At 69.5% G+C, this 14,694-nt stretch carries 14 protein-coding genes; 1 reads left to right on the top strand and 13 read right to left on the bottom strand.

From position 1 onward, the window contains the following. Positions 1–490, bottom strand: a 490-nt coding sequence (locus tag QN152_10165) for a hypothetical protein (GenBank protein MDR7539873.1), incomplete at its 3' end; no start/stop codon positions are given. A gap of 168 nt (positions 491–658) precedes the next feature. Here QN152_10165 and QN152_10160 point away from each other — a divergent pair. Next, positions 659–1,054 carry a DUF1573 domain-containing protein gene (locus QN152_10160; protein MDR7539872.1) on the top strand — a complete coding sequence of 132 codons (396 nt, stop codon included), beginning with the start codon at positions 659–661 and terminating at the stop codon, positions 1,052–1,054. A 92-nt stretch (positions 1,055–1,146) separates the two neighbouring features. On the opposite strand, the gene QN152_10155 is transcribed toward QN152_10160, so the two are convergent. From QN152_10155 to QN152_10100, 12 genes are all read right to left on the bottom strand, one after another. Then, positions 1,147–1,815 carry a YceI family protein gene (locus QN152_10155; GenBank protein ID MDR7539871.1) on the bottom strand — a complete coding sequence of 223 codons (669 nt, stop codon included), beginning with the start codon at positions 1,813–1,815 and terminating at the stop codon, positions 1,147–1,149. A 164-nt stretch (positions 1,816–1,979) separates the two neighbouring features. After that, positions 1,980–3,326 (bottom strand): DNA repair protein RadA, encoded by a 1,347-nt coding sequence (gene radA, locus QN152_10150; protein ID MDR7539870.1) that lies wholly within the window; start codon positions 3,324–3,326, stop codon positions 1,980–1,982. Between the two features lie 88 nt (positions 3,327–3,414). After that, positions 3,415–5,865 carry an ATP-dependent Clp protease ATP-binding subunit gene (locus QN152_10145; protein ID MDR7539869.1) on the bottom strand — a complete coding sequence of 817 codons (2,451 nt, stop codon included), beginning with the start codon at positions 5,863–5,865 and terminating at the stop codon, positions 3,415–3,417. 284 nt (positions 5,866–6,149) lie between these two features. Next, a complete protein-coding gene (gene greA, locus QN152_10140; GenBank protein MDR7539868.1) occupies positions 6,150–6,635 on the bottom strand; it encodes a transcription elongation factor GreA in 486 nt (161 codons plus the stop codon). A 389-nt stretch (positions 6,636–7,024) separates the two neighbouring features. Continuing rightward, positions 7,025–8,170, bottom strand: a complete 1,146-nt coding sequence (gene moeB, locus QN152_10135) for a molybdopterin-synthase adenylyltransferase MoeB (GenBank protein MDR7539867.1) — start codon at positions 8,168–8,170, stop codon at positions 7,025–7,027. Positions 8,171–8,172: 2 nt separating this feature from the next. Then, positions 8,173–8,451, bottom strand: coding sequence for a sulfurtransferase TusA family protein (locus QN152_10130; protein MDR7539866.1), 279 nt, complete (start codon positions 8,449–8,451; stop codon positions 8,173–8,175). 39 nt (positions 8,452–8,490) lie between these two features. After that, a complete protein-coding gene (locus QN152_10125; GenBank protein MDR7539865.1) occupies positions 8,491–9,732 on the bottom strand; it encodes a YeeE/YedE family protein in 1,242 nt (413 codons plus the stop codon). Positions 9,733–9,737: 5 nt separating this feature from the next. Then, positions 9,738–10,697 (bottom strand): sulfurtransferase, encoded by a 960-nt coding sequence (locus tag QN152_10120; GenBank protein MDR7539864.1) that lies wholly within the window; start codon positions 10,695–10,697, stop codon positions 9,738–9,740. Positions 10,698–10,913: 216 nt separating this feature from the next. Beyond that, the gene (locus tag QN152_10115) at positions 10,914–12,032 is read right to left on the bottom strand and encodes a shikimate dehydrogenase (GenBank protein ID MDR7539863.1); all 1,119 of its coding nucleotides are present in this window, start codon (positions 12,030–12,032) and stop codon (positions 10,914–10,916) included. A 13-nt stretch (positions 12,033–12,045) separates the two neighbouring features. Continuing rightward, positions 12,046–13,020 (bottom strand): quinate 5-dehydrogenase, encoded by a 975-nt coding sequence (locus QN152_10110; GenBank protein MDR7539862.1) that lies wholly within the window; start codon positions 13,018–13,020, stop codon positions 12,046–12,048. Then, positions 13,010–13,831, bottom strand: coding sequence for a type III pantothenate kinase (locus tag QN152_10105; GenBank protein MDR7539861.1), 822 nt, complete (start codon positions 13,829–13,831; stop codon positions 13,010–13,012). The genes QN152_10110 and QN152_10105 overlap by 11 nt, the downstream gene beginning before the upstream one ends. Next, positions 13,828–14,631 carry an ECF transporter S component gene (locus QN152_10100; protein MDR7539860.1) on the bottom strand — a complete coding sequence of 268 codons (804 nt, stop codon included), beginning with the start codon at positions 14,629–14,631 and terminating at the stop codon, positions 13,828–13,830. The genes QN152_10105 and QN152_10100 overlap by 4 nt, the downstream gene beginning before the upstream one ends. Positions 14,632–14,694: the final 63 nt, after the last annotated feature.

Genomic DNA, 14,694 nt, shown 5'->3' with positions numbered 1-14,694 from the left:
CGATGCGTCCGTCGATGATCACGCTGGTGTCCATCACCTTAGGCACCACCCGGCGCGGCGGGGGGCCGTGGCTCTTTCCTTCATCCATGCGGTCCAGCAGGGCCCTGACCTCCTCCCGCCGCTGCAGCGCCAGGTGGATCCCCAGGTAGCCAAACACCAGGGCCACGCCCCAGCGCAGGTACAGCCCCACGTAGGGAATATCGCTGACCAGGAAGCCCACCAGGAAGGCGGTGAGCAGGCCGACGATAAGGCCCGCCGCCCCCAGGGCCAGCTCTCGCAGGGAGAGGTGTGCCAGCCCCTGCAGTACCCAGGTCATGGCCCGGACGAAGAGGCGCCACAGCCACGGGGTGACCAGCCAGCCCAGCAGCGCCCCCAGCAGACCGAGGGCGATCCGGGTCAGCGGCTGAGGAAACCAGGGCAGGATGACGGCCAGCCGGAACGCCCCGACGGCCCCAAGGAGGCCGCCGGTAAAGCGCATGAGCATGATCATGACGAGGACAATTATACCACGCGGCCACCGTGCGCCAGCGGGGCGCGCGGCGCAGGCCCGCATCAGGTGCGGCTTCTTGACAGTGGCGCGAAGCGGCGCCTATAATCGCCTCGCGCATCCTGCCGGGGATCGCCGTCAACGGCAGCCTTGCACTGAGGAGGCTCGGGCATGAAAGAGACCGACCTGGCGACCCTGCAGCACCTCGTCTCGCAATACCTCATCCGCCACCGCAGCATTCTCGATGTGCAGAGCAAGCTGACCGAGACCGCGGCCCGCGTCTCCCGCGTTCTGGCGCACGCCGTCGCCGTCTGCGGCTGTGTGCAGATCCGCGCGGAGCGGCAGCGGTTTCCGGCGGATGTGGGGCTGGGGGATGTGCGGGGGTTCCTCTCCACCCACCTCTACGGCAACCTCTGCGCCCGCTGCCGCGAAGCGCTGGAGGACGAGATCGGCACTACCCTCTTCTACCTGGCGGCGCTGTGCTATATCACGGGGCTGGACCTGGACGCCATCCTGCGCAAGGAGCGGGACCGCGTCTCCACCCTGGGAGTCTACCACCTGACCTAGCCGCTGCGGCCTCTGCCGCCCGACTCCCCCGGCCTCTATCCCCTGCCGTCAACGGCGTTCCGCCTGCCAGCAGAGCGCCAGCATCCGCGGTCCTAAGGGACCGGGCGGGCCACGAAGCGGAACTCGATCTCCACCTCGTTTTGCGCTCGCAGGATCCCCAGGATGGACGGAGGCTCGAACCCGAAGTCCGTCATCAGGATCTTGGCGCTGGCGGTACCCCGTAGCTCATTCCCAGTCAGGCGCACGGTGGCGTCAAAGGTGGTGAGCCGGACCTCTGTGCGCACCTTCAGGTTGCCGGTGATGCGCAGGGTGACCTCCCGCCCCTCTGCATACTGCGCCGGCAGGCCGTCGATGCGCGTGGGGACGAACTCGGCTATGGGGTAGCGGGAGGATTCCAGCCAGCGCCCCCGGATAGCGTTGTCCCGCCGCCCGCTGTCGGACTGGAACTGGCTGATGTCTACGCTGATGGTCCCCACGCGGCTGGCCGCGGGGTTGGTGCGGTCGACGATGACCTCTCCCTGCACCCCGCGGGTGATCCCCACGGCCACATTGAAGCGGTTGCCCTCGCTGATCAGTGTCTCGCCCACGCGGTAGATCACCTGGGACTCCCCGGGCACGATGAGGAAGCGCTGCCCGCCCGCCGCCGCCTCCACCCGGGGAGCGGAACCCGGGACGGCCCGCGGGAGGCGGCCCGGAAGCGCTCCGATCGCAAACGCTGCCAGGACCGCAGCGGATAGCAGTGCAAATGCCTGCCGGTTCATCTGGAGTCCATATCCCTCCTTAACCATCCGCCCCCTGGCCGCAGCTGGAGTCTGAAGCGTTCTTGCCCATTGACGCAAGGAGGACCTGAGGAGTTCCACGGCGGGCGATCCGCTGTAGCGCCGGGCAACTCCGGCGGCGGAGGTCGCCGACCCCGCGCAGGGGATCAGCCCAGCAGGAGGGCCAGCGCCTCGGCCACCGTGGCTACGGCGACCACCTCCACCCCGGGCGGCCACTCCCCGCCGGATGCCCGCGGCACCAGCGCACGGTGGAACCCCAGGCGCGCCGCCTCACGCACCCGCTGCTGCACCTGGCGCACCGCCCGCACCTCGCCGGCCAGCCCCACCTCGCCGATAACCACCACCTGCTGGTCCACGGGGCGGTCCCGGAAGGCGCTGGCCACCGCCACCGCCACCCCCAGGTCCGCCGCAGGGTCCTCCACCGTCAGCCCACCCGTGACGCTGGCGTAGACGTCGTGCATGGCCAGGTGCAGCCCGGCCCGCTTCTCCAGCACGGCCAGCAGCAGGACCAGGCGGTTGTAGTCCACCCCCGCCGCCGTGCGCCGCGGCATGCCGAAGTGCGTGGGCGCCACCAGCGCCTGCACCTCCAGCAGCAGGGGCCGCGTCCCCTCCAGGGCGCACACGACGGCGGAGCCCGGGGCCGCCGCCGGACGCTCCGCCAGGAATAGGGCCGAGGGGTTGGACACCTCGGAAAGGCCGTGGGGGCCCATCTCGAAGACCCCGATTTCATTGGTGGAGCCGAAGCGGTTCTTGGTCGCCCTCAGGATGCGGTAGGCGTGGTGCCGGTCGCCTTCGAAATAGAGGACGGTGTCCACCAGGTGTTCCAGCACCCGCGGCCCGGCCAGCTGCCCCTCCTTGGTCACGTGTCCGACGATGATGATGCTGATCCCCTGCCCCTTGGCCACGGTGAGCAGCGAGCCAGTGCACTCCCGCACCTGGCCCACGCTTCCCGGTGCCGAGGGGATGTCCGGCCGGTAGACGGCCTGGATAGAGTCGACCACCACCAGTGCCGGACGCTGCGCCTCGATGGCCTGCTGGATCGCCTCCAGGTTGTTCTCCGCCAGCAGGAGGAGCCCCGCCGGTAGCGTCCCCAGCCGCTCCAGCCGCATCCGCGTCTGCCGGGCCGACTCCTCCCCGCTGACGTAGAGGACGCGCGCACCGCCGGCGGCCAGGCGGGCGGCCACCTGGCTGACCAGGGTGGACTTGCCCGCGCCGGGCTCTCCCCCGATCAGCACCAGCGACCCGGGCACGATCCCGCCCCCGAGCACGCGGTCGAACTCTGCCAGCCCCGTGGACGCCCGGGGCTCGGCCTCCGCGGGGATCTGCGCCACGTCCAGCACTTCCGCCGCAGCGACCGGGCGCGGCCGCCCTCCCCCCTCGGGCGGGGCCTCCTCCACCAGGCTGTTCCACTCCCCGCAGTCGGGGCAGCGCCCCAGCCACTTGGGGGAGGTGTAGCCGCAGGTCTGGCAGGTGTAGCGCACGCGGACTGGCATCGGGCTTCCGGGACTTATATCGGCACGTCCCACAACGAAAACGGGACCCGGGCCTCCGGGTCCCGCAGAGCATCTCGACAGCGCCCGCTCACTCCGCCAGGGCGGGCTCGCGCTTCTTCTCGAAGACGATGCGGCCGTCCCGGGCATCCACCACGATGGTGTCCCCGGACTTGAAGCGGCCGCGCAGCAGCTCGTCAGAGAGAGGGTCCTCCACCAGGCGCTGGATGGCCCGCCTCAGCGGCCGGGCACCGAAGGTGGGGTCGAACCCCTCCCGGGCCAGGAGCTCCTTGGCCTCCTCCGTGATCTCCAGGTCCATGTTCTGGCCGCGCATCTCCCGCCGCACCCGCTGCGCCAGGATGCCGACGATGGCGCGGATCTGCTGGTCGGTGAGCGGCCGGAAGACGATGATCTCGTCCAGACGGTTGAGGAACTCCGGGCGGAAGGTGCGCCGCAGCTCCTCCATCACGTGCTCCTTCATCCGCGTGTAGATCTGCTCCTGGTCCTCCCGGGCGTCACGAGCCAGGCGGAAGCCAAAGCCCACCTCCTTGTCCAGCACCGGGGCGCCCACGTTGCTGGTCATGATAAGCACGCAGTTCTTGAAGTCTACGGTCCGCCCCTGGGCGTCGGTGAGGCGGCCGTCGTCCAGGATCTGCAGCAGGACGTTGAAGATCTCCGGGTGGGCTTTCTCGATCTCGTCGAAGAGGACCACGGAGTAGGGGCGGCGGCGCACCGCCTCGGTGAGCTGCCCGCCTTCCTCGTAACCCACGTAGCCGGGAGGCGAGCCCACCAGGCGGCTGATGGTGTGCCGCTCGCTGTACTCGGACATGTCGATGCGCACCAGCGCGTTCTCGTCCCCGAACATGAACTCGGCCAGGGCCCGGGCCAGCTCCGTCTTGCCCACGCCCGTGGGCCCCAGGAACATGAAGGAACCGATGGGCCGCCGCGGATCCTTGAGGCCGGCGCGGGCCCGGCGCACTGCCTTGGCCACCGCCCGCACCGCGTCGTCCTGCCCCACGATGCGCTCGTGTAACGCCTCCTCCATACGCAGCAACTTCTGCGTCTCCTCCTCCACCAGCCGCGTCACCGGGATGCCCGTCCAGCTGCTGACGATGTCGGCGATGTCCTCGGCGGTGACGCTGGTGAAGTCGTGCCCCTTCTCCTTCTTCCAGGAGGACTCCAGCTCTTCCAGCTTCTGCCGCAGTACCCGCTCCTTGTCCCGCAGCTGCGCCGCGCGCTCGAAGTCCTGGCTCTTGATGGACTCGTCCTTCTCCCGCCGCACCCGGTCCACCTTTTCCACCGCGGCGCGGATCTCTTGCGGCAGGAAGGAGGCCTGCAGCCGGATCTTGCTGCTGGCCTCGTCCATCAGGTCGATGGCCTTATCGGGGAGGAAGCGGTCGGCGATGTACTTGTCCGCCAGGGTGGCCGCGGCCACCAGGGCGTCGTCGGTGATCTTGACCCCGTGGTGGCTCTCGTAGCGCTCGCGCAGCCCCTTGAGGATCTCGATGGTCTGTTCCACGGTGGGCTCGGAGACCAGGATAGGCTGGAAGCGCCGCTCCAGGGCGGCGTCCCGCTCCACGTACTTGCGGTACTCGTCCAGGGTGGTGGCGCCGATGCACTGCAGCTCGCCGCGGGCCAGCGCCGGCTTGAGGATGTTGCTGGCGTCGATGGCTCCCTCCGCCGCGCCGGCGCCCACCAGGGTGTGCAGCTCGTCCACGAAGAGGATGACCTCGCCCTGGGCCTTGCGGATCTCCTCCATCACCTTCTTCATGCGCTCTTCGAACTCGCCCCGGTACTTGGTGCCGGCCACCAGGGCCGCCAGATCCAGCTGCACCACCCGCTTGTTCCGCAGCACCTCCGGGACGTCGCCCCGGGTGATCCGCTGCGCCAGCCCCTCGGTGATGGCCGTCTTGCCCACCCCCGGCTCGCCGATCAGCGCGGGGTTGTTCTTGGTGCGGCGGGAGAGCACCTGGATCACCCGCTCGATCTCCCGCTCCCGGCCGATCACCGGGTCCAGCTTCCCGGCGCGGGCCAGCTTGGTCAGGTCGCGGCCGAACTCGTCGAGGGTGGGGGTCTTGCTGGTCTGCCTGGCGTAGCTGGTGGTCCCCTCCTCGCCCAGCAGGTAGACCACCTGGGCGCGCACCCGCTCCAGGTCCGCGCCCATGGCCTCCAGCACCCGTGCGGCCACCCCTTCCCCTTCCCGGATCAGCCCCAGGAGGAGGTGCTCGGTGCCGATGTAGTTGTGCCCCAGGCGGCGGGCCTCGTCCAGGGCCAGCTCCAGCACCTTCTTGGCCCGGGGCGTGAAGGCCACTTCTTCGTACGGAGTCCGTTCTCCCCGGCCGATGGCGCTCTCGATCTCCGCGCGCACCCGCTCCGGGCTGATGTTCAAGCTCTCCAGGACCTTGCTGGCGACGCCCTCCCCCTCCCGGATGATCCCCAGGAGGATGTGCTCGGTGCCCACGGCGCTGTGGTTCAGCCGCTTGGCCTCCTCCTGCGCCAGGATGATGACGCGGCGCGCCCGCTCGGTGAATCGCTCAAACATCGCCATCTGCCGTCTCCTCTCCGCGCGGTGCGGCGGAGCGAGTCACCCCGGCCGGGTACCCGGCGGCCGGCAGGCGACCGGCCGGGCGTCTGATAGGTTCAACGAATTCTCGCCGACCGGAGGTTCCTCCTGCTCTTATTCTACTCGACCCCGCCACCCTCCCGGCGGACAACCGGCCGCCCAGTGCCTTCATGCCCAACTCGCCCCGGAGGAGGACCCCGGCGGTGGGAATAAAGAAAAAGAGCCACCGCCCTGGCTCCGCGCGCCCGCAGATGCGCCCGCCGCTATCCCTGAATGTCCAGGACGGAGTAGCGGATCGTCCCCGCGGGGACCTGTATCTCCACCGTATCGCCCTTCTTCCGGCCCAACAGGGCCTTGCCCACCGGCGACTCGTTGCTGATCCGGTCGCGGTCGGGGTCGGCCTCTGCCGACCCCACGATCATGTAGGAGAGCCGCTCCCCGTTGCTCAGGTCCTGCAGGACCACGGTACACCCCACGGAGACGCGGTCCCCGCGGACCTGGTTGTTGTCGATGACCTTGGCATTGCGCAACATGGTCTCCAGCTGCAGGATCCGCCCCTCCACGAAGGCCTGCTCGTTCTTGGCGTCTTCGTACTCGGAGTTTTCCATAAGGTCGCCGAAGTCCTTGGCCGCCTTGATCCGCTCGGCTACCTCCTTTCGCCGGACCACCTTCAGGTACTCCAGCTCCTCCTCGAGCCTGCGCAGGCCCTCGGCGGTGAGGATGATCTCTTTCTCCCCCTTCTCCGTCATCGCTCGGCTCGGGACAAAAGAAGGTAGGCCGCAGGCGGCCTACTCGTAGCGTGAGTATAGAACCCGCCGCGGCGAATCGTCAAGCGGAAGCTACCTCGGCGGCCACAGGGTTGGGGTCGGGGCCTCCTCCCGCCCGTGCCTGATCTCCACGATCCTGCGAATCTCGCGTGCTGACCACCCCGACCTGTGCAGGGCCATCACCTCCCGCCTCACCGCCAGGCACCTCTCGCACCGGGCGCCGTGGCGCTGGTACCACATCATCCCATCCGGGCGGAGGGCGCGCAGGTAGCAGGCGGCGTTGCTGTCGTGCCCCATGGTGGCGCACCCGCAGTAGCAGGGGATGAAGCGCAGCAGATCCGTGTGGCCACCGGCAGAACTCCCGGCGGCCGCTAAGACTCCACCGGCAGCTGCGCGTTCGCCCAGGCGGTGATCCCTCCCGCCAGGTTGACCGCGCGCTGGTACCCTCGCTCTCGCAGCCAGAGGGTGATCTCAGCACTGCGCTGCCCAACCGCGCAGTAAACCACCACCGGCGGGTCCCGGGGGATCTCGCTGACCCGTGCCGCCACCTGGCCTCTTGGAATGAGAACCGCCCCGGGGATGCGCACCAGACCCCATTCCCAGGGCTCGCGCACGTCCAGGAGGAAGGCACCTTCCTCCTGCACCAGCCTGGCCGCCTCCTCCACAGAGACCTCCACGACGGCGGGGGCCACTGCCTCTGCCGCGTGCCGACCCGGCACCCCGCAGAACTGCTCATAGTCGATCAGCTGGTGAATAGTGGGTCGGTCCCCGCAGACCGGGCAGTGGGGATTCCGGCTCCAGCGCAGCGTGCTCATGCGTCCCTCCAGGGCGTCGAAGAGCAGCAGGCGGTTGACCAGAACCTCATCTTTGCCCAGCAGGATCTTGACGGCTTCGATGGCCTGCAGCGTACCCATGAAGCCAGCCACGGCGCCGATGACTCCCGCCTCGGCGCAGCTGGGAACCGCGCCGGGCGGAGGCGGGGTGGGGAAGAGGCAACGGTAGCAGCCCCGCCCCGGCAGGTAGACGGTGAACTGGGCCTCCCAGCGCAGCACGCTGGCGTCCACCAGGGGCCTTCCCAGCAGGACGCAGGCGTCGTTGACCAGGTAGCGGGTGGGGAAGTTGTCGCTGCCGTTTAGGATCACGTCGAAATCTTTGAGGATGTCCAGGGCATTGGCCCTGGTCAGGGTGGTCTGAAAGGGGATCACGGTCACATCGGGATTGATCTCCTCGATGGTGCGGCGGGCAGTCTGGGTCTTCGGCCGGCCGAGGTCACGACTGTGGTGGAGAATCTGCCGGTGCAGGTTGGTCAGGTCCACCCGGTCGCCGTCCACGATCCCCAGGGTGCCGACGCCGGCGGCGGCTAGGTAGAGCGCCGCGGGCGATCCCAGCCCCCCTGCACCGATGATCAGCACCTTGCTGTCCAGCAGCCGGCGCTGCCCGCCCACGCCCACCTCAGCCAGGATCACCTGGCGGGAGTAGCGCTGCAGCTGCTCGTTGCTCAGAAGGTGCGTGGTCACGCTCACGGCTGACTCCCCGCGCCCCGGACCTCTCCCCCGGGCACCCGGGCATCCGTGCTTTGTGCCGCCGCGGGTGTGATCCGGATCCGCCACTGGCCGGGCGCGTCCTCTTTGATGGCGCAGCGGTAGCCGAGCCGCGAGGTGTAGAAGGGGATGGACTCCAGCGCGGGCGGATGGTCGGTGAGCACCTCAAGGACCTCGCCTTCGGGCAGCGTCCGCAGGACCTCCACCGTCTTCATCATCGGATAGGGGCAGATCTCGCCCCGCACATCCAGCTCCATGCACAGCACCTCCGCCTCCAGTCTGGCCTGCGCCTCCCCTCAGGGAATGCGCCTGATGACCTGCACCCCCACCCACGCCCCGGCGGCCAGGGCCAGTCCAAATACCCAGCCGTTGAGAGCCAGCGAGGGGACGGCCGAGAAGAACGCCCCCAGGGTGCATCCCATGGCCAGGGTGGCGCCGTAGCCCATGAGGACTCCGCCGCCCAACGCCTGCAGGTAGCGGCGCCGTTCTTTGGGCCGGCGCACCCTGAACTCTCCGGCCAGCAGCGCGGCGGCGAATGACCCCGCCACCATGCCCAGGTTGAGGGTCAGGGTGTGGGTGAGCCAGGGACCGGCGCTGGCGGACAGCGCGCACGCCGCCAGCTCCTCCGTGCCTTTCAGGGGTCCGGGGCTCCATCCGGCCGCATTGAGGAGCCCGATGGCCCACCGGGAGATCTCGCCGGTGACCCCCCAGGGCATGTGCGCCGTGTAGAGGAAGACGTTGAGCGTCCCCAGGGCCGCGCCCCCGACCAGGGGCGACCACCCACGCACCAGCAAGGCCCGCAGGGTGGCTTCCAGCCGTCCGTAGAAGCCCTGACCGACTGAGGGGGGAGGAGGCTCCGGCAGGACGTAGCCCTGACGGGATTCCCACCAGGTGATCAGGAGGTAACCAGCGGCGAGGAGGGCCAGGGTCACAGCCACCGCCACACCGTATCCACCGAAGCGCGGCAGCCACAGCAGCGGGCTGCGACCGATGCTCGCCCGCCACCAGAAGTTCCACGAGTGCGCTCCCAGACCCAACCCGGCCACGATACCCGCCAGGGCCACCGCCGAAGCCACGTAGCCCTCCCCGATGCGGTACATCGAGCCGGAGACACACCCACCTGCCAGGACCATGCCTGTCCCGAACAGCAGGCCGCCTACAGCCACATGGATGCCCAGCGGGATCACGTGCGCCTCGGGTGCGACGGCCCCCAGGCCGGGGTCCGGGACCATCCGCGCCATGAGCACGGTAAAGCCAACGGTGGCAATGGCCAGACCTCCCAGAATACCGCGCATCACCCGGCCGTGCCCGAACAGGAAGAGATCGCGGAAGGCTGAGGCGAAGCAGAAGCGGCTGCGCTGCAGCACGAAGCCAAAGCCCAATCCGAACAGCCAGAACAGCCCCGCCCGAGGGTCGGCCCTGGAGGTGAGCGTCGCCACTGCAATGGCCAGCACAAGCGCACTGGCACCGCGGGCCAGCATCCGCGGCAGGTCCATCTGGCCCGGCCCCGGGCCGGTCACCGGTCCTGGCCCGGTCACCGGCCTCACCTCTGCACCGGAAGGTCGGGCCGGTTCCCCCACTCCTCCCAGCTCCCGTCGTAGTTGCGCACCTGAGGGTAGCCCAGCAGGTACTTGAGCACGAACCACGAGTGGGCGGCGCGTACGCCCGTCTGGCAGTAGACGATGATCTCTCGATCCCTGGCCACACCGGCCCGGGCGTACAGCGCCCGAAGGTCCGCGGTGGCCTTGAACGTCCCGTCCGCATTGGTGGCCAGCGTCCACTCCACGTTCACCGCCCCGGGGATGTGCCCGCCCCGGGCCGCCCTCACGTCCAGCCCCGCATACTCCCTGGGGCCGCGGACATCCAGGAGGAGCGCCTTGCCCAGCCTGGCTCGAATGTAGTCTGCGGTGGCCTCGATGGTGTTATCCCGTTCCCCGGCTACGTAGGCTGAAGGGGTAATGTTGGGCACCTCTGTCACCAGAGGCCGCCCTTCCGCCCCCCACTTCCCGCTGCCGCCGTCGAGGACCGCCACCCGCTCGTGCCGGTAGAGCTTGAAGATCCAGAACGCCCGGGCTGCCTGCAGGCTCCTGCCTTCGTCGTAGAGGACGACGCTGTCGGTGTTCCCCACTCCCAGCCGCCGCATGAGCGCCTGGAACTGCTCCCTGGTGGGTGCCATGCCTCTGATCCGGTGGGTGGGATCGACGAGCTCGGTGGTGACGGAGGCGTACACGGCCCCGGGCAGGTGGCCTCGTCCGTAGGCCTCCCTGGTGCCGCTCAGGTCCAGGATGCGCAGGTCGGGCCCGGTCAGGTTGGCAGCCAGCCAGGCAGCGTCTACCAGGACCTGGGTCCGGCCCAGCGTCCGTACCTGCTGAGCCTGGGCGGCCAGGGCCGGAAGCCCGGTGGGCGCAGCCGCAAGTCCGGTAGCCGCAGCCAGAAACGCAACGGCCAGAATCCACGCTGCCGGGATCCACAACTTCTTGCCGTGCATTGTCTTCACCCCCACGCCGGAAGAACTCCCCCGCCGGCGCTGCTTCCGGCGGGAAGCCTTCCGCTAGATTCCTCGAACTGCGGAGAAGGATCTTATATGGGGAACGCGAAGGCTAGCGCCTTCGCGGAAGACAGATGCACTCGCGCGGACGGTTGGGTAAGTTCCGAGAACCTACAGAACCCACAAGCGCTTCTCTCTGCACGTCGCCTGCGGCCACCTGGGATTTTCCCCTTACATACCATAGAAGGCCGCGCCTGACAATGGGGCGGGGCGGCGCGCCGCGGCCTTTATCCGCTCTACCTCCTCCTCCGAGATCGCCCGCTCGAATCGCCGGAATCCGGCCAGGCGAAAGCCGTGGCGGCGGGCCAGCGTCTCGATCTCTCGCACGCGCTCCAGGGCGATCTCTCGCCCCACGGTGTAATCCTCGTACCGTCCCTCCAGCGCCAGCACCATGGTCTCCGCCATGCAGGCCTCGCAGGTGCGCGGAGGGAAGCCGAAGTCCAGGCCGAACTGGACCTCGCCTGGCACCTCTATCACCCCTCCGTCGATGACCAGTACGTCGTCCCGCTGCTGGTAGACCAGGCGGGAGACATTGCGGGGCCGGGCCACGTCGCAGACCACGGCCCCAGGACGCAGGTCCCGGGGCTGGATGAGCACGTCCGTAGCGGAGGAGACGGTGAGGACGAGGTCTGCCCGAGCCAGGGCACGGCGCAGGTCGGTGGTCACCTGCACGGCGGGACTGCGGTCGCGGGCGGCGCGCAGCCGCTCCGCCAGGGCCTCCAGGCGCTCCACGGAACGGGCCGCCAGCGTCAGCGTCCCCACGTGCGGCGCCAGCAGCTGGCTGCAGACGGTCCCTACAGCCCCGGAAGCGCCGACCACCAGGGCATGGGCCCGCGGCAGGTCAATCTCCATGCGTGCAGCCGCCAGCAACGCCCCCTCCACGGCGGTGGCGGCGGTGTAGGAGTTGCCGGTGGTCACGGCGATGGGCAGCCGCTGCGCCACTGTCGCCCCGGCGTCGCCCACGACCTTGGTGAAGGCGCCCAGGCCCAAAATCCCCGCCCCCAGGCGTTGCGCCAGGTGGCCGCACTGCACCAGGCGGTGGTAGACGAATTCGGGGTCGCTGGCCAACAGGACGCGGGTGGTCAGGGGCAGGCCGATGAACCACCCCTCCGCGGTTGCGCCTGTGAGCGAGCGGATCCCGGTGATGCGGGCGGCGACCAGCGGCGGGACCAAGCGCGCCACCCACTCCAGCGCCCGCGGCGGAGCAAGACGCAGCGGGGGGTACTTACGGGCGAAGTCGGCCACGGCCAGCGGGTGGAGGACGAAGGCGAAACGGCCCGGTTCCCCCATCGGACGTCGAGGACTACGGGTTGAGCAGCTCGACGCGGGGGCGGAAGCCGATCCGGTCCAGCAGCTCCAGATAGTCCTGCGGCGTCAGCTCCTCCGGCCGCCGCCCCGCCAGGGCCACCAGCATGGCCTGCACGGCGTTGGTGGCCAGGGACCGCCCTTCCAGGTTCGGCGAGGGGGTGACGATCATGCGCACCCCGCGGCGCCGCAGTTCCTCCACATCCTGGACGGTGAGGGTGTTGGTGATGATGATCTTGCCGCGCAGGTCCTCGGGCATGTAGCGGCGAATGAAGTGGAAGTCGCCCGCCAGGACTTCGGCCCAGGCGTAGGCCTTGCCAAACCTGGGTGTAATCACCTCCTGCTTGTCGCCCGTGGGGTAAAGCCAGGTGAAGGGCAGCCGGGTGAGGACGGGCAGCAGAATGGCCGCCAGCACCTTGACCGTGGTCAGGCCGCGCATGCTGATGGGCAGGCCCAGCGCAAACATGAAGTCGCCGAAGCGCACATCCGCCCCCGCCTGGGTGAAGGCCTCGGCCATGCCGTAGCGATCCACGGAGCTGACCAGGAGGACCCGCTTGCCGCGGAAATCCACCCCGTAGTCCCGCGGCAGGATCTCCAGGATGATCTGCTTCTCCAGCAGGCGCTTCAGGCCGCTGCCGTCCACCACCGGGGTGCGGATGCCCTGCACCAGGCGCACCACATCACGGATGGGGTAGGTGCGGCTACCGGCACTGAGCGCCAGGTTTGCGCCGCCGATGCCGATGGCGTCCACCTTGCCGTCGAGTTCCAGCAGGCGCCGCCGGTAGGCGGCCAGGCTCTCCACGCCCACGCGCTCCACCAGCACCTCCCGCCCCAGCAGGGTGAGCCGGACGCGGTGGTCGCGGGTGGGCGAGCCCAGGCTGAGGCTGACCACGTGCAGGGGGCGCGGCGGGGCCGCCCCTGCGGTACCTGGAGCTGCGCCCGCCGCGCCTGGGGAAGTCTGCTCAGGAGCCACGCAGCACCCGCTCCTCTCGCAGGGGGACCACCGCCTCGCGGTTCCGCTCGTAGATGATGCGCAGGCCTTCCAGGCCCAAAAGCGGCGCGTGATGCTGCACGGTGCGCAGCTCTGGCAGTATCAGCTCTGCCCACCCGCCCGTGGCAATGGCCACCGCCGGGGTCCCTAGCTCCTCTCGCATTCGCCGCAGGAGCTCCTCCACCTGCCCGACGAAGCCAAAGAGGATCCCGGCCTGCATGGCCGCCACCGTGGAGCGGCCGATGGCCTGGCGCGGGCGGACCAGCTCCACCCGGTGGAGCTGCGCCGCGTGCTCCGCCAGGGCGTCTACGGAGATACCGATCCCCGGAGCGATGGCCCCGCCCAGAAAGTCCCCCTCGGCGGAGACCACGGAAAAGGTGGTGGCCGTGCCCAGGTCCACCACGATGGCCGGACCGCCGTACCTGGCGTAGGCGGCTACGGCGTTACAGATACGGTCCGCACCTACCTCCTTGGGGTTCTCATAGAGGATGCGCATCCCGGTGCGCACCCCCGGCCCCACCACCAGCGGCACCGTGCGCAGGTAGGTGCGGGAGAGACGGTCCATGGTGTCCAGCAGGGGAGGGACCACCGAGGAGATCCCCACCCCGCTCACCTCCTCCAGGGAGCGCCCCACCGAGGCGAACAGTGCACGCAGCAGCATGGCGTACTCGTCGGCCGTCTTCTCCCGGTCGGTGGCCACCCGCCAGTGGTGCAGGAGGTCGGCCCCCGCATAGAGGCCGATCTTGATCTGCGTGTTGTTGATGTCCAGCGCCAGCAGCAGGGAGTCGCTCATCTGCTCTCCTCCCGTCCCTTCCCGCTCCTGAGCGCGCTCACCGCCCGGTAGACGGGCACGGTGACCAGCACCGCCAGAACCACCTCCGGCAGGCCGTGGGTGGCGCCGATGACGAAGGCGGCGCCGCTGGGGATGAAGCCGAAGGCCACCGTGAGCGTGAGCACGCCGACGGTGTTGGTCAGCGTCCCTGCCACCGCCGCTGCCGCGGGCGCCGCGTTCTCCCCGCGCAGGAGCCAGTAGGTCAGCGCGATCCCCAGCACCCCCAGGAGGAGGGCCGCCGCCAGGGAGGGGCTGGTGAGGGCCGCCACCTGATGGTAGGCATCCACGAGCCAGCTGGGCTTCACCCTGCCCGCGGCGTAGGCTGACTCGAAGTCGCGCGCCCCGGGCCCCAGGACGGTAAACAGCGCCGCCCCTACCACCAGCGCCGCGAAGGGGCGGGCGTAGCGCGCCAGCAGCGCCCGGAAGACCAGAAAGGCCACCACGCCGATGAGGATGCGGGGCAGAAAAGCGATCACCGGATTCTTGAAGATGGGGATCGTTGCCCGGGTGAAGGAGAAAAACCCGAAGATGCCGCCCACCAGCGCTCCCACCACCGGGCCTTCCAGCACGCCGGCGATGATGGCCGGGATGTGCATGGTGGTCGCGGCACCGGCCGGGGTGGGCGCCGGGATGAACCCCAGCCCCGGCACCAGCCCCAGGACGATCGCCACCGCCCCCAGGGCCCCGGTGACGGTGATGTCTCGGGCAGTAAAGCGAAACCCCCACCGCACCGATGGGGGGGCAAGACGGGTCTGCGCCATATGCCTTCCCTCCGTTCCAGTTCTGCCGTGCAGATACCGGACGAAGCCTGCTCGTACCGTTCG

Source organism: Armatimonadota bacterium (genome assembly GCA_031459715.1).
Taxonomy (GTDB): Bacteria; Sysuimicrobiota; Sysuimicrobiia; order Sysuimicrobiales; family Humicultoraceae; genus Humicultor; species Humicultor tengchongensis.
The sequence above is the reverse complement of the archived record's forward strand: the minus strand, read 5'-3'. Positions and strand labels throughout refer to the sequence as shown.